The 17,759-nt window shown below is 58.7% G+C and carries 15 protein-coding genes, 1 other RNA gene and 1 pseudogene; 14 read left to right on the plus strand and 3 right to left on the minus strand.

Annotated features, from left to right (window positions below):
• Positions 1-209: 209 nt before the first annotated feature.
• The 11 genes from ACCC96_RS16005 (at position 210) to ACCC96_RS16055 (ending at position 11,541) form a co-directional block, all read left to right on the plus strand.
• On the plus strand, positions 210-1,901 hold the full coding sequence (locus ACCC96_RS16005) for a lactate permease LctP family transporter (protein WP_413696274.1): 1,692 nt from the start codon (positions 210-212) through the stop codon (positions 1,899-1,901).
• A gap of 151 nt (positions 1,902-2,052) precedes the next feature.
• Positions 2,053-2,877, plus strand: coding sequence for a (Fe-S)-binding protein (locus ACCC96_RS16010; RefSeq protein ID WP_018929467.1), 825 nt, complete (start codon positions 2,053-2,055; stop codon positions 2,875-2,877).
• Positions 2,874-4,328 (plus strand): LutB/LldF family L-lactate oxidation iron-sulfur protein, encoded by a 1,455-nt coding sequence (locus ACCC96_RS16015; protein WP_413696275.1) that lies wholly within the window; start codon positions 2,874-2,876, stop codon positions 4,326-4,328. The genes ACCC96_RS16010 and ACCC96_RS16015 overlap by 4 nt, the downstream gene beginning before the upstream one ends.
• Positions 4,328-4,999 carry a LutC/YkgG family protein gene (locus ACCC96_RS16020; protein WP_413696276.1) on the plus strand — a complete coding sequence of 224 codons (672 nt, stop codon included), beginning with the start codon at positions 4,328-4,330 and terminating at the stop codon, positions 4,997-4,999. The genes ACCC96_RS16015 and ACCC96_RS16020 overlap by 1 nt, the downstream gene beginning before the upstream one ends.
• Positions 4,996-7,806, plus strand: a complete 2,811-nt coding sequence (locus ACCC96_RS16025) for an FAD-binding and (Fe-S)-binding domain-containing protein (RefSeq protein WP_413696277.1) — start codon at positions 4,996-4,998, stop codon at positions 7,804-7,806. The genes ACCC96_RS16020 and ACCC96_RS16025 overlap by 4 nt, the downstream gene beginning before the upstream one ends.
• Positions 7,807-8,024: 218 nt before the next feature.
• Positions 8,025-8,300, plus strand: a complete 276-nt coding sequence (locus ACCC96_RS16030) for a hypothetical protein (protein WP_019582464.1) — start codon at positions 8,025-8,027, stop codon at positions 8,298-8,300.
• Positions 8,301-8,397: 97 nt separating this feature from the next.
• Positions 8,398-8,795, plus strand: a transfer-messenger RNA (tmRNA) gene (gene ssrA, locus ACCC96_RS16035).
• A 303-nt stretch (positions 8,796-9,098) separates the two neighbouring features.
• The gene (locus ACCC96_RS16040) at positions 9,099-9,467 is read left to right on the plus strand and encodes a DUF6124 family protein (protein WP_413696278.1); all 369 of its coding nucleotides are present in this window, start codon (positions 9,099-9,101) and stop codon (positions 9,465-9,467) included.
• 35 nt (positions 9,468-9,502) lie between these two features.
• The gene (locus ACCC96_RS16045; protein WP_018929441.1) at positions 9,503-9,760 is read left to right on the plus strand and encodes a hypothetical protein; all 258 of its coding nucleotides are present in this window, start codon (positions 9,503-9,505) and stop codon (positions 9,758-9,760) included.
• 144 nt (positions 9,761-9,904) lie between these two features.
• Positions 9,905-10,945: an EamA family transporter gene (locus ACCC96_RS16050; RefSeq protein WP_413696279.1), complete on the plus strand. Its 1,041-nt coding sequence runs from the start codon at positions 9,905-9,907 to the stop codon at positions 10,943-10,945.
• A gap of 227 nt (positions 10,946-11,172) precedes the next feature.
• Entirely contained in the window at positions 11,173-11,541 is a 369-nt protein-coding gene (locus ACCC96_RS16055; protein WP_413696280.1) for a DUF6124 family protein, read from the plus strand.
• 361 nt (positions 11,542-11,902) lie between these two features.
• Here ACCC96_RS16055 and ACCC96_RS16060 read toward each other — a convergent pair whose 3' ends face one another.
• Positions 11,903-12,427, minus strand: coding sequence for a GNAT family N-acetyltransferase (locus tag ACCC96_RS16060; protein ID WP_413696281.1), 525 nt, complete (start codon positions 12,425-12,427; stop codon positions 11,903-11,905).
• Positions 12,428-12,617: 190 nt separating this feature from the next.
• Here ACCC96_RS16060 and ACCC96_RS16065 point away from each other — a divergent pair, with 190 nt between their 5' ends.
• On the plus strand, positions 12,618-14,057 hold the full coding sequence (locus ACCC96_RS16065) for an ArnT family glycosyltransferase (protein ID WP_258672324.1): 1,440 nt from the start codon (positions 12,618-12,620) through the stop codon (positions 14,055-14,057).
• Here the strand turns inward: ACCC96_RS16065 and ACCC96_RS16070 are convergent.
• On the minus strand, positions 14,008-14,871 hold the full coding sequence (locus tag ACCC96_RS16070) for a phosphatase PAP2 family protein (RefSeq protein WP_413696282.1): 864 nt from the start codon (positions 14,869-14,871) through the stop codon (positions 14,008-14,010). The two genes, ACCC96_RS16065 and ACCC96_RS16070, sit on opposite strands and share 50 nt — an antisense overlap.
• 31 nt (positions 14,872-14,902) lie before the next feature.
• Positions 14,903-15,574 carry a histidine phosphatase family protein gene (locus tag ACCC96_RS16075; RefSeq protein WP_019651030.1) on the minus strand — a complete coding sequence of 224 codons (672 nt, stop codon included), beginning with the start codon at positions 15,572-15,574 and terminating at the stop codon, positions 14,903-14,905.
• 395 nt (positions 15,575-15,969) lie between these two features.
• Here ACCC96_RS16075 and ACCC96_RS16080 point away from each other — a divergent pair.
• Together ACCC96_RS16080 and ACCC96_RS16085 are read left to right on the plus strand one after the other, a co-directional pair.
• A pseudogene (locus tag ACCC96_RS16080) lies at positions 15,970-16,848 on the plus strand (methyl-accepting chemotaxis protein); the annotation flags it as partial.
• A 201-nt stretch (positions 16,849-17,049) separates the two neighbouring features.
• Positions 17,050-17,754, plus strand: a complete 705-nt coding sequence (locus tag ACCC96_RS16085) for a methyl-accepting chemotaxis protein (protein ID WP_404942391.1) — start codon at positions 17,050-17,052, stop codon at positions 17,752-17,754.
• The last annotated feature ends 5 nt before the right edge of the window (positions 17,755-17,759 follow it).

Below are 17,759 nucleotides of genomic sequence, written 5' to 3' on the forward strand. Positions count from 1 at the left end.
CGGCGCTGCGCCAGCACCTACCAGACGACGCTTGATCGAACAGATCAGATGCGTTCTGCACCGCTCATTCGACAAAAGTTTTAGGGCGGCAAATTGACACACCGCCTCCAAGGCTTTTACCCTAGCCAACAGCGATTGTAAATTGGTCTTACCAATTATCCAAGAACGCTGACCAGTGCCTGACCAACAACAATTAGGGGCCACCCCATATGCAAACCTGGCAACAGCTCTACAGCCCGCTCGGCAGTCTCGGCGTGTCCGCACTCGCGGCCGTCATTCCCATCGTATTTTTCTTCCTGGCTTTGGCCGTGTTCCGCCTCAAAGGCCATGTGGCCGGCAGCATCACCCTGGCGTTGTCCATTGCCGTGGCAATCTTCGCTTTCCAGATGCCGGTCGACATGGCTTTCGCCGCCGCTGGATATGGCTTTGCCTACGGGCTGTGGCCGATTGCGTGGATCATCGTGGCAGCGGTGTTCCTCTACAAACTGACGGTCAAGAGTGGCCAGTTCGAAGTGATCCGCAGCTCGGTGCTGTCGATTACCGATGACCAGCGCCTGCAAGTGCTGCTGATCGGCTTCTGCTTCGGCGCGTTCCTGGAAGGTGCCGCCGGTTTCGGCGCACCGGTAGCGATTACCGCCGCACTGCTGGTTGGACTGGGCTTCAACCCGCTGTACGCCGCCGGCCTGTGCCTGATCGCCAATACCGCGCCGGTGGCCTTCGGCGCCTTGGGGATTCCGATCATCGTCGCCGGGCAAGTCACCGGCATCGACGCCTTCAAGATCGGCGCCATGACCGGTCGCCAGCTGCCGTTGCTGTCGCTGTTCGTGCCGTTCTGGCTGGTGTTCATGATGGACGGCCTGCGCGGCGTTCGGGAAACCTGGCCAGCTGCGCTGGTGGCCGGCTTGAGTTTTGCCATCACCCAATACTTCACCTCGAACTTCATTGGCCCGGAACTGCCGGACATCACCTCGGCGCTGGTCAGCCTGATTTCCCTGACGCTGTTCCTGAAAATCTGGCAGCCAAAACGCGCTGCGGGCGCGCACATCGTCGGCGCAGTCTCGGCTTCCGTGGTGGCCAGCACCGGTGGTTTCGGCCAACCGCGCACCACCGAGGCTTCGCCTTACAGCCTGGGGGAAATTTTCAAAGCCTGGTCGCCGTTCCTGATCCTCACCGTATTGGTGACTATCTGGACGCTGAAACCGTTCAAGGCGATGTTTGCCGCCGGCGGCTCGATGTATGGCTGGGTGTTCAACTTCGCGATCCCGCACCTGGATCAAATGGTGATCAAGGTTGCGCCGATCGTAACCAACCCGACAGCGATTCCGGCGGTGTTCAAACTCGATCCGGTTTCCGCGACCGGCACGGCGATTTTCTTCTCCGCGCTGATCTCGATGCTGGTGCTGAAGGTCAACATCAAAACTGGTCTGACCACTTTAAAAGAGACGTTCTACGAACTGCGCTGGCCGATTTTGTCCATCGGCATGGTGCTGGCGTTCGCCTTCGTCACCAACTACTCGGGCATGTCGTCGACCATGGCTCTGGTATTGGCTGGCACCGGCGCGGCGTTCCCGTTCTTCTCGCCATTCCTCGGCTGGCTCGGTGTGTTCCTGACCGGCTCCGATACCTCGTCCAACGCGCTGTTCAGTTCGCTGCAAGCGACCACCGCGCACCAGATCGGCGTCAACGACACCTTGCTGGTGGCGGCGAACACCAGCGGCGGGGTGACCGGCAAAATGATCTCGCCGCAATCGATCGCCGTGGCCTGCGCCGCGACCGGGCTGGTGGGCAAAGAATCGGATCTGTTCCGCTTCACCCTCAAGCACAGCCTATTCTTTGCAACGATCGTCGGCCTGATCACCTTGGCCCAGGCTTACTGGTTCACCGGCATGCTGGTGCACTAAGCACTACACGCCACACGGAAAAAACCGACGCTGGGTTACGCCCCCGGCGTCAGCTATTCACAACCGGGTCTGCAAGGCTGCTGAAAGCTTCTCTCTCTATATTCAGCAGCCTCAGCGGACGGATAACCGGGACCACCCGGAGACACGCCTGATGAGCGAGCTTTTTTACAACGCTGTGCCGAACGCGACCCGCGTCGCCCCGCCACTGCCTGAACCTCGGCAATACCCCAGCGAAAAACCGTCACGGGTGTACCTGTTCGGGACCTGCGTGGTGGATCTGTTCTACCCCGAAGCCGGGATGGACGCGATCCACCTGCTGGAACGCGAGGGCATTCGTGTCGAATACCCGCAAGGGCAAAGCTGCTGCGGGCAACCGGCCTACACCTCGGGTTACACCGAACAGGCCCGGACCGTGGCGCGCTCGCAACTGGCGTTGTTTGCCGGGGATTATCCGGTGGTGGTGCCGTCGGGCTCTTGCGCGGGCATGTTGCGCGAACACTATGCCGACCTGTTCAAGGACGAGCCGCAAACGTTGAAACAGGTTCAGGCCCTCGCGGCACGGACTTACGAACTTGCCGAGTTCCTGCTGTTTGTCTGCAAGGTGCAGCTCAAGGACAGCGGCGAACCGGTGAAAGTGGCGTTGCACACGTCGTGCTCGGCACGCCGTGAAATGAACACCCACCTGCATGGCCGTGAGTTGTTGGCGCAGCTGAGCAACGTGGAGCGAGTCGACCACAGCCACGAAAGTGAATGCTGTGGCTTTGGTGGGACTTTCAGCGTCCGTATGCCGGATATTTCCGGTGCGATGGTGGCTGACAAGACCCGTGCGTTGAAGGAATCCGGCGCGCACAAGGTACTCAGTGCCGACTGCGGCTGCCTGATGAACATCAACGGCTCGTTGGAGAAACAGCAGGAAGCGTTGCGCGGTCAGCATCTGGCCAGCTTCCTTTGGCAGCGAACCGGAGGTGCCCGATGAGCAGCTCCACGATTATTCCTACGGTCGCCGTAGAAGAAGATTTTCGCAGCCGGGCTCACAAGGCTTTGGCTGACACGCAACTGCGAAACAACTTTCGCACGGCGATGGATTCACTAATGAGCAAACGGGCAGCGTCTTTCAGCGATGCCCATGAAAGAGAACATTTGCGAGCGCTGGGCAATGCGGTCCGCGCCCGTGCGTTATCCAAGTTGCCCGACCTGCTCGAGCAGCTTGAACAGAACCTGACCCGCAACGGTGTGACAGTGCACTGGGCGGAAACGGTGGACGAAGCCAATGGCATCGTCTTGTCGATCATCCGCGCTCACGAGGGGCGGCAAGTGATCAAGGGCAAATCGATGGTCAGCGAAGAGATGGAGATGAACCATGTCCTCGAAGCTCAAGGCATTGAATGCCTGGAGTCGGACATGGGTGAATACATCGTCCAGCTCGACCACGAGAAGCCTTCACACATCATTATGCCGGCGATCCACAAGAATGCCGGTCAGGTCGCGTCCTTGTTCCACGACAAACTTGGCGTGGAGTACACCAAGGACGTTGACCAACTCATTCAGATCGGTCGCAAAGTCTTGCGGCAGAAATTCTTCGAAGCCGACATTGGCGTCTCCGGCGTCAACTTCGCCGTGGCCGAAACCGGCACCTTGCTGCTGGTGGAAAACGAAGGTAACGGGCGGATGACCACCACTGTGCCGCCGGTGCACATCGCCGTCACCGGCATCGAAAAAGTCGTGGAAAACCTGCGCGACGTAGTGCCTCTGTTGTCGCTGCTGACCCGCTCGGCCCTGGGCATTCCGATTACCACCTACGTCAACATGATCTCCGGTCCGCGCAAGGAACATGAACTCGACGGCCCGCAGAAAGTGCACCTGGTGCTGCTCGACAACGGTCGCAGCCAGGCGTTTGCCGACAGCGAATTGCGCCAGACCCTGAACTGCATCCGCTGCGGCGCCTGTATGAATCATTGCCCGGTCTACACCCGAATCGGCGGTCATGCCTACGGCGAGGTTTACCCTGGGCCTATCGGAAAAATCATCACCCCGCACATGGTCGGCCTGGCGAAAGTCCCCGACCACCCGAGTGCCTCGTCGTTATGCGGCGCCTGCGGTGAAGTCTGCCCGGTAAAAATTCCGATCCCCGCATTGCTGCGTCGCCTGCGGGAAGAAAACGTCAAAGCGCCGGACAGCCCACATCAAGTGATGCGCGGTCAGGGCAGCAAGTATTCGCGCAAAGAACGATTTATCTGGAACGCCTGGGCCAGGCTCAACAGTTCGCCAACGCTTTATCGCCTGTTCGGCTTCTTCGCCACTCGCCTGCGAGCGCTGACACCGAGCAACGTCGGCCCATGGACCCAGAACCACAGCGCACCGAAACCCGCGGCCCGCTCACTGCATGACATGGCCCGCGAGCATCTGGCCAAACAAGGGGACCGTTGATGAGCGCCAAGCAAAATATCCTCGCCAAGTTGCGCAACAGTCTGACGGGCACCACGCCGGTGGCTGACAACTTCGATGTCGAACTGGTGACCGAGCCCTACACCTACACGCCGGAACAACGCATTTCGCAACTGCGCAAACTGATGGAAGCGGTGCACACCGAAATCCATCTGACCTCCAGAGAAGGCTGGCCCGAATTGCTCGCACAGTTGCTGCGGGATCGCCAATTGTCGAGCCTGCTGATTGCGCCGACGACGCCCCACGGGCAACGCATCACCGAGCATTGGGCGAAAAATCCTGGCCTGCCAGCGCTCAAAGCCTACAACCGCCCGGTCGAGGAATGGAAAGCCGAGTTGTTCAACGACACCCCGGCCAGCCTGACCACCACCCTCGGCGCGATCGCCGCGACCGGTAGCCTGATTCTCTGGCCGACGCGGGAAGAACCGCGCTTGATGAGCCTGGTGCCGCCGGTGCATTTCGCCCTGCTCAAGGCCAGTGAAATCCGCGACAACTTCTATCAGGTGCAGCAGGAGTTCGAATGGGCCCAAGGCATGCCGACCAACGCCTTGCTGGTGTCCGGCCCGTCGAAGACTGCCGACATCGAGCAAGTGCTGGCTTACGGTGCCCACGGCCCGAAAGACTTGGTGGTGTTGATCCTGGAGGACCAATGAGTCTACCAGCGGCTTTTCTGCGCGATGCGCAGCAACTGATTCCTGAAGCACGACGTTTCGACGACCCGCTATCGACTCTGGCCTTCGGCACCGACGCCAGTTTCTACCGGCTGATTCCAGAACTGGTGATCCGCGTCGAGTCCGAAGATGAAGTGGTGGCGCTGCTCAAACTGGCGCAACGGGACCACGTCCCGGTGACCTTCCGCGCCGCCGGCACCAGCCTGTCTGGCCAGGCCATCAGTGACTCGGTACTGATCGTGCTGGGGGATAACTGGAACGGTCGCGAGATCCGTGGTCAGGGCATGCAAATCCGCCTGCAACCGGGCGTAATCGGCGCCCAAGCTAATGCGTGGCTGGCACCGTTCGGACGCAAGATCGGCCCGGATCCGGCGTCAATCAATGCCTGCAAAATCGGCGGCATCGTCGCCAACAATGCCAGCGGCATGTGCTGCGGCACGGCGCAAAATACTTATCACACCCTGGCCGGGATTCGTCTGGTGCTGGCCGATGGCAGCCGACTCGATACCGAAGACGCCAGCAGTGTTGCGGCGTTCCGAAAGAGTCATGCCGAATTGCTGGAGCGCCTGGCGACGTTGGGCCGCGAGACCCGCGCCAATGCCGAATTGGCTGCGAAAATTCGCCACAAATACCGTCTGAAAAATACCACCGGGCTGTCACTCAATGCCCTGGTGGACTTCGACGAGCCTGTGGATATCTTGAGCCACTTGCTGGTGGGTTCCGAAGGCACGCTGGGGTTCATCAGCGCGGTGACCTACGACACGGTGATCGATCACCCGAACAAGGCGTCGGCGCTGATTGTGTTCCCGGACGTGGAAACCTGCTGCAACGCCGTCACCGTCCTGAAAAGCCAACCGGTGTCGGCCGTGGAACTGCTGGACCGTCGCAGCCTGCGCTCAGTGCAGGACAAACCCGGCATGCCGGCTTTCGTACAACAACTGTCGGCTAACGCCTGCGCCCTGTTGATCGAATCCCGCGCAGCCTCTTCCACGTTACTGCAGGAACAACTGGCGCAGATCATGGCGTCGTTGACCGGCTTCCCGGTAGAGAAACAAGTCGACTTCACCGAAGACCCTGTGGAAAACGCCCGGCTCTGGGCGATCCGCAAGGACACCTTCCCCGCCGTCGGCGCGGTGCGCAAAACCGGCACCACGGTGATCATCGAAGACGTGACCTTCCCGGTGGAACAACTGGCCATCGGCGTGAATCGCCTGATCGAGCTGTTCGACAAACATCACTACGACGAAGCGATCCTTTTCGGACACGCCCTGGAAGGCAATCTGCACTTCGTCTTCACCCAAGGCTTCAACAGCGCGGAAGAAATCGCACGCTACCAGGCGTTCATGGACGACGTGGCGCAGTTGGTGGCCGTGGAGTTCGGCGGTTCGCTGAAGGCCGAACACGGCACCGGTCGCAACATGGCGCCCTTCGTCGAACTGGAATGGGGCAGCGATGCCTACCAGTTGATGTGGCAGCTCAAACGCCTGCTCGACCCCAACGGCATCCTCAACCCGGACGTGGTGCTCAGCGACGATCCGCAGATCCACCTCAAACACCTGAAGCCGCTGCCCGCCGCCGATGAGATTGTGGATAAGTGCATCGAGTGCGGTTTCTGCGAACCGGTGTGCCCGTCGAAAGGCCTGACCTTGAGCCCTCGCCAGCGCATTGTGATCTGGCGTGACATCCAGGCGAAGAAGCGCGCCGGCATAGACACCGCCGAACTGGAACAGGCCTACGAATATCAGGGCATCGATACCTGCGCCGCCACAGGCCTGTGTGCACAACGTTGCCCTGTAGGCATCAACACCGGCGAGCTGGTGAAAAAGCTCCGTGGCCGTAACGCGACCCATACGAAAACCGCCAACTGGATTGAAGGTAATTTCGCCACCGCGTTGCAAGGCGCACGCTTCACCCTGCACGTCGCCAACGGTGCGCGGATGCTGTTGGGGGCACCACGTTTGGCGAAGCTTTCGGCAACATTGACCCGTTTGTCCAAAGGCCAGGTTCCGCAATGGACCAACGCCATGCCACAACCGGAAAAGGCCATTCGCTTCAGCCCGAGCGTGTCGGACAAACGCCCTCGGGTGGTGTACCTCGCGGCCTGCGTGTCGCGGGTCATGGGCCCGACGGCAGGTGATAAAGAGCAAATGTCGCTGTACGACAAAACCCGTGGCCTGCTGGAAAAGGCTGGTTACCAGGTAGTTTTTCCAGACAATCAGGACAACCTCTGCTGTGGTCAGCCATTCGCGTCCAAGGGCTATGCCGAACAGGCCGAACACAAACGTCAGGAGCTGATCGGCGCACTGCTGCATGCCAGCCGCGGCGGGCTCGACCCGATCTACTGCGACACCAGCCCCTGCACGCTGAGGCTGGTTCAGGACCTGGGCGACGCACGACTGGACCTGTACGACCCGGTGCGTTTCATTCGTACGCATTTGATGGACCGACTGGACTTCACCCCGCAGGAAGCACCGATCGCGGTACACGTCACGTGCAGCACGCAACATCTTGGCGAAAGCCAGGCGTTGATCGATCTGGCGCGTAAGTGCAGTAACAACGTAGTCATTCCGGAAGGCATTCACTGCTGTGGTTTTGCTGGCGACAAAGGCTTCACCACGCCGGAATTGAACGCGCATTCGTTACGCACGCTGAAGGACGCGGTACAGCAATGCAGCGAAGGGATCTCCACCAGCCGCACCTGTGAGATTGGTCTGACACAACACGGTGGAATTGACTACCACGGGCTGGTCTATCTGGTGGATCGGGTGACCCGGGCTAGAGCGGTCTGACGCCGAAGCACAAAAAGAAGGGGCATTAACGCATAATGCACAAACCCGCTCCCACAGGGATTGTGCGTTAGGCGTTATTGCCCCTTTTTCGCACCCTCCTCTCGGAAAATCTTTCACTCCCTCGCAAGCGAAAACAGAACCCTTGCACGCCGTCACAGTCCATTTGTTAAGCCCCAATCAGCGTGGCCCAATCCCCACCCCCGTTCCAGGAGATACCCATGAAGCGTTCCGCCCTGGCTGGACTGCTCATCGCTGCAACAATGCTGGCCTCCTCCGCATACGCCTCAAACGATAGCGATCAATGCGTAATGAAGCTCCAGGAGGTCAACAGCAAGCTGTCCAGCGCAGCCACGCTGGATGCCGCCACCAAAGGTGTCGTCGTCACCAAAGCCGAACAAGCCAAGGCCGCCCACGCCTCCAACAACGACAGAGAGTGTGTTTCCCTGGCGCAGCAAGCGCTTCAGGACATTCAAAGCCACATGAATAGCCATTAGGGCCAGGCCAGATAACATGCAGGTAAGGACAGAAGGTCGACTCGGCGCGCGTATTGGCGTACACTTCGCTTACCTGCTGGTTATGCACAGCAGGTTCGGGGCCGCTTTGGATTCGACGCCGGTTGCGAAACTTTAGGTGCATGCCGACTTGGTAACAGAAGTCGTAAATCCACTGTTGCAACTACTTATAGTTGCCAATGACGAAACCTACGGCCAGGAATTCTCTCTCGCTGCGTAAGCAGCTTTAGATCCTGAGCTTCTGGTACCTTCGGGTCCAGCAATCATCAGGGGATGTCTGTAAACCCAAAGTGATTGTCATATAGAACAGAATCGCCGTGCAGTACGTTGTGGACGAAGCGGCTAAAACTTACACAACTCGCCCAAAGCACCCTGCCCGTCGGGTCGCTGAGGGTTAACTTAATAGACACGGCTACGCATGTAGTACCGACAGCGGAGTACTGGCGGACGGGGGTTCAATTCCCCCCGGCTCCACCAATCCGAAAACGACAAAGCCCGCCAAGTGCGGGCTTTGTTGCATCTGGGAGTTGGCGTCCAGGCACCCATCGGCAGCCAGCCCAGCGTCGCCCCCCCAAACGCCACGACAAATCCAGAACCTCCTTCCAAAAAAATTCTGGCTGGCATCCGCCCCGTCCTAGGAAATTTCCCTCAAGTTGTGGCGAACCTCATGAACTGGCGAGTAACGATCCGAGAAGATAACCTTCCGTCTTCGCTGCAACCCGGCGGACGGTTTTGACAGGCCGAAAAGCGTAGGGATCCCTAACCTTTCGGAGTTCCTCCATGAAAAAGACCAACCCACTTGAAAACCCAACCCTTTCAGAGTCGGAAGACCTCGACCTGACCCAACTCTCCCAAGCCACCCAACGCGCCGTCAGCGCCCGCTTGCGCAACCCGAAACACCCCGACCCCGTGAGCCATGTGTTCACCATCCTCCCCGACGTCGACACCCCCACCCTGCTCGGTCACGCCAGCGAAACCCTGGCCTCCTTGAACGTCATGACCACCGACCTGGCCGACCATCTCGAAGGCTCGCATCGCAATGTGGCGTTGGCGATGCAGCAACTGGCCGTGCTGGCCGAGATGTTGATCAATCGAGCGCTGGATAATCTCGATTCGCCCATGCCGGCGGTCGAACCCGTCTGCCACTGAGTGATCGCGCTCGTTGATCGAATGGAGGTTTTGTCATGGATCGATACATGCCGATCACCGGCATCGACTGCACTATCGCGTCGCTGCTGATCGACACCGAAGCGCCGCTGGATGTGCTGCATGAAACGGCGGCCTACCGCATCCGCACGGCGACTCAATTGCTGGAGAGTTTCGCCGTAAGCGAAGGCGTTCACAGTGAGCTGGCGCGGGTGTTGGTGACTTCGTTGCGCGATGGTTGCGATTTGCTGGATGTGGTTGGGCGGCGGTTGCAGAGGCAGGTTTCAGCGTCTTAACGATTCCGGCAGCCGCGCCCCCAACGTAAAAAGGCACCTGACGAGCCTATCGCAGGTGCCTTTTTTGTGGGTTCGATTCAATGCGCTGTCGATGCATGACGAGTATCGTGTCTCTCAACCATGCCTTTTGCTACGGAACAGATGATGAACAAAAGCGTTTTATACGCCTTGGGTGCTGCAGCGCTGTTTGGTGCCAGTACACCGCTTGCCAAGGTCCTGGGGCTGAACGTTTCACCCGTCTTGCTCGCCGGCTTGCTTTACCTGGGAAGTGGCTTGGGTCTCACGGTCACCCGGCTGATCCGTGATCACGGCTGGCTGCCTGTCGGTTTAACCCTTTCCGAATGGCCATGGCTCATTGGTGCTATCGCGTTCGGCGGCGTGCTGGGGCCGGTGTCTTTAATGTTCGGCCTCACTCTCACATCCGCTACCACTGCTTCGCTGTTGCTAAACCTTGAGGCGGTGTTAACCGCCCTGCTTGCCTGGATGCTGTTCAAGGAGAACGCCGACCGGCGGATCGTCGCTGGAATGATCGCAATCGTTGCCGGTGGCGTGCTCTTGGGTTGGCCTCAAACTTCCGCAGGGATCCATGGCTGGGTTGGCCCGGTCGCCGTGGTGATTGCCTGTTTTTGTTGGGCCATCGATAACAACCTTACCCGGAAGGTTTCCGCGTCGGATGCATTGTTCATCGCTGGCATCAAAGGATTGGTCGCCGGGGTCGTCAACTGCGCTTTGGGGATTGCTCTTGGAATGCATCTCCCTGAATTGTCTCTACTGGGGCCAACGCTACTCGTAGGCTTTTTGGGCTACGGCGTTAGCCTGGTGCTGTTCGTTTTGGCTTTGCGGTGGCTTGGCACCGCGCGCACAGGTGCGTACTTCTCGACTGCACCGTTCCTGGGGGCCGCTATTTCGATCCTGTTGTTAGGCGAAGCGGTGACGTGGGTGTTCTGGGTGGCCGCAGGCCTGATGGGGGTTGGCGTCTGGATACACCTGACCGAAAGCCATTCTCACGAACACCAACACGATCCGCAAACACATGACCATCCGCATATTCACGATGAACACCATCAACATGAACATGCCTTTGAGTGGGACGGCACTGAACCTCATAGCCATTTACACGACCACGCTCCCATCAAACACAGTCATCCGCACTTTCCCGATATCCATCACAGGCACCAACACTGAGCGGCTGAGACGGCACGGCGGTTGCTCAGGGTCAACAGTAGTGAAAAAGGATTTCTCTGACAGATTAGAACCACGTCGTCCTGGGAATTTTCCTGCAACCCGTAGCGACTGTCATGAACTGGCGAACAACATTTCTGGAAGATAGTCTTCACCCTTCGCTGCGACCCTGCGGATGGTTTTAACAAGCCGAAATTACGTAAGGATCCCCAAACCAATGGAACGCCCTTATGAAAAAGATCACCCGAATCCCACTGAAAAACCCAGCCACTTCACAGCCTGAAACCCTCGACCCGACCCAACAGCCCAAAACCACCGAACGCGCCGTCAGCGCCCGTCGGCGCAACCTGAACAGGAACATCTTCAGCGTCCGCCCCGACGTCGACATGCCCACCCTGCTCGCTCACGCCAGCGAAACCCTGGCGTCCCTCAACGTCATGACGCTGGACTTTGCCAACCGACTCGAAGGCCCACAGCGCAATGTGGCACTGGCGCTTCAGCAGTTGACGATGCTGACCGAGCTTTTGGTCAACCGAGCGAAGGATAACCTTGATCCGAACGCGTCGGTTGCCGCGGGAGAGCCTCCCGTTCTTCACTGAGTGATCGCGCTCGTTGATCGAATGGAGTCTTTACCGCTCCCCCAACACAAAAAGGCACCTGACGAGAATATCGCAGGTGCCTTTTTGGGCTTTGAATGGGTAGAGATGTTCTGTATGCGTGACAATTGAAGCTGAATGTTACTTATACGAGACAATGCAGTTTCATTACATACCTTTGGTGAAGCTACGAACGAGCGACTGAAGCCATCCATCCACATGAATTTTTCTTCACCCCATCGCCTCCCTCCAACCTGTACATTCCCCCTCGCTCATTCAAGAAACTACGGTTTGCCCGCCCTCCCGCGGGCTTTTTTTTGCCTGCGATTTGGTTAGCGGTCGGTTCCAGTGACTGCTCCCACCATCATTTCAACCGATACAAATACGTATCCTGCGCCTCATGCGGCTGCAAACAAGCCCTCTGATAACACCGTCTGATCAAACCAAACCCGGCCGCTTCGGCCAGCCGTTGGCTCGCCACATTGGCCGAGGCAATGGTCAGGTAAAACGTGAATCCGGGCATGCTTTTGATCAACGCTTCAAGCGTCGTGCGCATATAGCCCTTGCCCGAATACTCGGTATTGACCCAGTAGCCGACCACATACCGGTTACGGCGCCGGGGCTTCAAGCCAATGCAGCCGACGATCGCGTGCGCGGTATCGTCGACGATAAACAGCCGCCGCTCACCGGTTTCGCTTTTGAATTCATCGACTGCCCGCGCGAGGAACGATCGGGCCTCGTCCTCGGTGGTGTAGGGTTTGGCCCAGGGCAGAAATTCGCAGTGGACTGTAAAACTGGCGTTCAGCGCATGCTGCAACGCTTTACACCATTCGGGGTCGGGGGCGCTCAATCTCAATGTGTGAGTGCCAACCGTCAGCGCAAGCTCCATTGCATCATCCTTAGCTACCAACTCCATGACGTCAGACAATAACAGCGCCTGGAAGGACGCTGCTACTCAGATCGCCCCCGTTAGTGCTGCCCCAACGTCACCCGTCACCTCTCGCTGGCCGTTCATGTTTCGTTAAGCATTCAACTCGTATGCTTGGGTTCCCGGTCCCTGCTCGGTTAGCCAGAAACTCATGTCACGTCCCGTCTCTTCACTGTTTCTACTCGCCGCTCTGCTGTTTTTCTTCGCGCTAAGCAATCACCAATTACAAGGTTCCACGGAGGCCCGGGTCGCCGGAATTGCCATGGAGATGCACCTGGATAACGACTGGGTGACCCCGCATTTGTTCGGCGAGCCGTTTCTTGAAAAACCGCCCTTGAGCTTGTGGCTCGACGCCGGGGCGATTCGCGCATTCGGTGGTACGCCGTGGGCGGTGCGACTGACGTCCGCGTTTGCCGGGCTGTTCAGTGTGATGCTGTTGTACACGATGCTGCGGCGATTCAACCGGCCCAAGGTTGTTGCCTGGACGGCGGGGATTTTGCTGGCGACCATGGCCAGTTATTGGAGTAATACGCGCAGCGTCGGCGAAGACGCATTGCTGGCCTTCGGCGTGAGTATGGCGCTGCTGGCGTTTTTTCATGGTCAACGGCACTCGACCGTCGGCAATGCCCTGCTGTTTGCTTCAGGAATCGCTATCGCGACCTTGAGCAAAGGCGTGCTGGGGCTGGCGATGCCGGGGGTGGTGATCTTCGCGTATCTGCTGGCCGAAACCTTGATGGACAAGCGCCTGAAGCCCTCGGACTGGCTGCGCCCCGGCCTGTTGACACTGTTGGGATTGGTGCCGCTGATGATCTGGCTCGCGGTGCTGTATCAGCGCGATGGCGTGCATGCCGTGGGGGAAGTGTTGCTGACCAATAGCGTCGGGCGCTTCAGCGGCTCCTTCGTCGAGGCCGGCCATTACGAACCGTTCTACTACTACCTGGCCAAGCTGCCGGAGGCCTTCGCGCCCTGGAACATTCTGGTGTACCTGGGGCTGTGGCACTTTCGCAAAAGCCTGATGGCCAATCGTTACCTGTTGTTTTTCACGGTGTGGCTGCTGGCGCAGTTCGTCATGCTGACCCTGGCGTCGAGCAAACGCACGGTGTACATGATGTCCATGACGCCGGCGGCGGCGGTGATTGCCGCGGAGTATGCGAGAGTGCTGTTCGAGCGGCTTCAAGCCTACACCGGTGCGTCGACCTTGCCTGGGCTGATTGTCCGGCATCGTCGTGGTGTAGGTGTTGGCGTACTGGCCGTGGTGATCGGCAGCTATGTCGCCGCGGCTCAATGGGCATTGCCTCACGCTGATCGCACACTGTCCTTCCTGCCGCTGACTGAACAGATTCAGGCATTTCAGGACAGCGGGCAGCAGGTCGCGTTGTTTCAGGCCAACGAGCGGGTGGGCGGCGCCAGTGTGTTCTACACCCGGCGCGTACTCAAAGGCCTGGATACCGAGGCGCAATTGCATGAGTTTCTGAGCGCCTCACCGGCTAATGTGGCACTCATGTCTGGTGTAAATGAACCCGCCGCGCCCTTGAAGGTGATCAAGACAATGAAGGTGGGGCGTCAGGCTTACTACTTTGTGACCCTGTAAACGGCTCAGCGACGGGTAGCGCAGCCTTCTGCAACAACGGCAGCTCCAGCCGCGCACGCCCATAAAACGCCAACGCCGTCAGCAAACACGTCAGCCACACGAAGATCCCGGACCAGAAGGTGTGGGACATGTAGTGCCAGCCTTGCAGGACTCGTGTCGTGCCATAGACAAAACCGAGCAGCAGCGAGCCGTACATCACCGCTTTGGCGTGCCGCCAGCGGTAGCGGCGAGCCACGAAGTACAACGCGAGCATGGTGAAGCCGCCCGACGCATGCCCACCCGGCCAGCAGCGACCGTCACCGGCTTCTTTCAGCAGGTCAAAATTCTGGTACCACTCCTTGTGCTCGATTTTCCCGGCGTACTGAGTGGTTTCAACCGGGCAATACACACTGGTGTGGCTCTTGAGGTAGTGGATAACGCCGGTGCTGATGGAAAACGCGAACACCATATACAGGAAGTCTCGGCGGTGTTTACTGGCGAACCGAAGCACGGGCGCGACTTTGATTTTTTCCAGGAAGGCGATGATCTTCGAATGTTTTTCAGCCTTCAGTCGCGGCCAGAGAAATGACAGCACGGCGCCGATGATCGCAATCTCACCGGTCCAGTTCGGGATGATCCGCGCCCATTTATGGGTGATCTGCTCGAACAGACGGACATGCTCCAACGGAAACACCTGGGTAACCGGGTCATAAAAAAGATCGCTGAAAGCGATGTCGATTTTGGTCATGTCAAACATCAGAAACACCGCGACCGCGCAGGCCAGCGGAATACCAAAGTTCACCCAGTAAAAGCGGTAACGGGAAGAAGTCAGCATCGTACGTCCAGATCCAGAGGGATGAAGAAGCTCATTCGGTGGTCACCGAATGCCAGTCAGAGGCTTCGATGGAACCAAGCATACGAGGTTCCTGAGGTTTTTCAGCGGAGATAAACAGAGAAGCGCCGTAGCCTAGAGTAGCAGTCGGCAGCTTGAGCTCTTTTTCGAGTTCCGCCATGCACTCACTGTGGGTCACCAGAATCAGGTTGCGCCCGGCCACTTTGTGCGCCAGGGCATCACGTAACATGCTGCCCCGGCAGTTGATCAGCCAGTCTTCGCCGACGCCGACCTTGTTGAACATATAACTGGAGGTCTGTGCCGCACGGATGACCGGACTGTTGTAGATATCGGCCTTGTTCAGGCCCAGATGTTCAAACTGCGCACCGACCCCCACTGCCACACTGCGCGAGCGATCTGTAATGCCATCATTGCCAATCAGACAGGCGGCGGTGGAGTGATCGCAACGCTCAACGTGACGCACCAGCACGATCATGTCGCCCTTGGCCCAACCCGCAGCCAGCGCACGGGCACCCGCCACATTGCCATGGGCCAGATCGGGCACAGCCGCAGGCCGCAACAGCCACACGGTCAGCGGAATCACCAGCAGCAGCGAGGCCACGATGACCGCGGCGTTTCGATAACGGGCCAAACGGCTTAGATCGATCGAGCGTTTTATCCCGAACAGACTCAGTCTCAATTCCACGGTTAGCCGCCTCGCCGGCATGCATCACAATCATACAAAGCCACCAGAGTAGAGAGTCTCGCGTCGGCTGCTGGTGAAACCCATGTGAAAAAAAGCTTAAGACCTGCGTAAAAATCTTGTTACAGAATCCATCCGACAAAATCCTTTCAGCTCCCGGGATTGCGGCCGATACATACCTGCTACACACCTTGCTGGCTCCCAAAAACAAAAATCTTCCAGCCAACCGACGATCAAAAGCGCAACGTTCCTGGAGGAATTTGATGAATAGCTGGTTCGGCAACATCAGCGTGAACCTGAAACTGGGCCTGGGATTCGGCCTGGTCCTGGCACTGACCTGCATCCTCGCCCTGACCGGCTGGACCAGCCTGGGCGGGTTGATTGACCGCAGCAACTGGATGAGCGACATCACTCAGCTCAATGCCGGCCTGACCAAGCTGCGCGTGGTTCGCCTGCAATACATGCTGACCAACGGCGACGAAACCGCCGCACAGACTGTGCAAACCACCCTGGACGGTTTTGTTGCTCAGCAAACCGCCCTGCTGGGCAGCTTCAAAAACCCTGAAAACGTCAAAATGCTCAAAGAGCAGGCCGCGACCATCGCCGATTATCAGACGTCGCTGAACAAAATGCGCAGCGCCTACCGCACCGGCAACAGTGCCCGCGAAGCCATGGCAGCCAACGCCGAAACCGCTAGCAAGCTGATCGATGCGATCAATATCCGTGTGCAGCAAATGCCCTTGAGCGATCAGCGCTTCGAACAGTTCCTGGCCATCACCGCCGCCAAGGAAGCGTTCATTCTTGCCCGCTATGAAGTGCGCGGCTACACCGCCAACACCAATGCCGAGACCGAGCAAAAGGCCGTTTCCCAACTGGATGCGGCCATTGCCAGCCTGAAATCACTGAACACACATTTCGCCGAAACCCAACAAGACGCGCTGCGTCAGTTGGAAACCGCCCTAAGCAACTACCGCAGTGCCTTGCAAGCCTATAAGGCCGCCAACAGCGATGCGGTGCAGGCGCGCAAGGAAATGACCGATCAGGGCGCCGCCATCGTGACCCTGAGCGATAAGCTGTATCAATTCCAGCTCGACCGCCGTGATGCCGAAAGCGCCCAGGCCCGCACACTGCAATTGATCAGCACCTTGCTGGCGTTGCTGGTGGGCATCATCGCCGCCGTGGTCATCACCCGTCAGATCACCGGTCCGTTGCGCGATACCCTTAAAGTGGTCGAACGCATCGCCGGTGGTGACTTGTCTCAAGACATCAAAGTCACCCGCCGCGACGAACTCGGCGTGTTGCAGCAAGGCATTGCGCGCATGGGCGTGACCCTGCGGGACTTGATCAGTGGCATCCGTGACGGCGTCACTCAGATCGCCAGCGCCGCCGAAGAACTGTCGGCCGTGACCGAACAGACCAGCGCCGGTGTGAACAGCCAAAAAGTGGAAACCGATCAGGTCGCCACCGCCATGCACGAAATGACAGCCACCGTGCAGGAAGTCGCGCGCAACGCCGAAGAAGCCTCCCAAGCCGCAGCCGCCGCTGACGGTGAAGCTCGCGAAGGTGACAAAGTGGTCAACGAAGCCATCGCCCAGATCGAGCGCCTGGCCAGCGAAGTGGTGCGTTCCACTGAAGCGATGAGCGTACTGCAGCAGGAAAGCGACAAGATCGGCAGCGTCATGGATGTGATCAAAGCCGTGGCCGAGCAGACCAATCTGCTGGCCCTCAACGCTGCCATCGAAGCGGCCCGTGCCGGTGAGGCCGGTCGTGGTTTTGCGGTGGTGGCTGACGAAGTTCGTGGCCTGGCCCAGCGCACGCAAAAATCCACCGAGGAAATCGAAGGCCTGGTGGCCGGCTTGCAGAACGGCACTCAACAAGTGGCGGCGGTGATGAACAACAGCCGTACCCTGACCGACAGCAGCGTGGCGCTGACTCGCAAGGCCGGCGTATCACTGGAAAACATCACCCGCACGGTGTCCAACATTCAGTCAATGAACCAGCAGATCGCTGCCGCCGCCGAGCAACAAAGCGCCGTGGCCGAGGAGATCAGCCGCAGCATCATCAACGTACGCGACGTGTCCGAACAGACCGCCACCGCCAGCGACGAAACCGCTGCGTCCAGTGTCGAGCTGGCGCGGTTGGGCAATCAGTTGCAGATGATGGTGAGTCACTTCCGGGTTTGATATTC

It is taken from the genome of Pseudomonas sp. Pseusp11 (genome assembly GCF_047304405.1).
Classification (GTDB): Bacteria; Pseudomonadota; Gammaproteobacteria; order Pseudomonadales; family Pseudomonadaceae; genus Aquipseudomonas.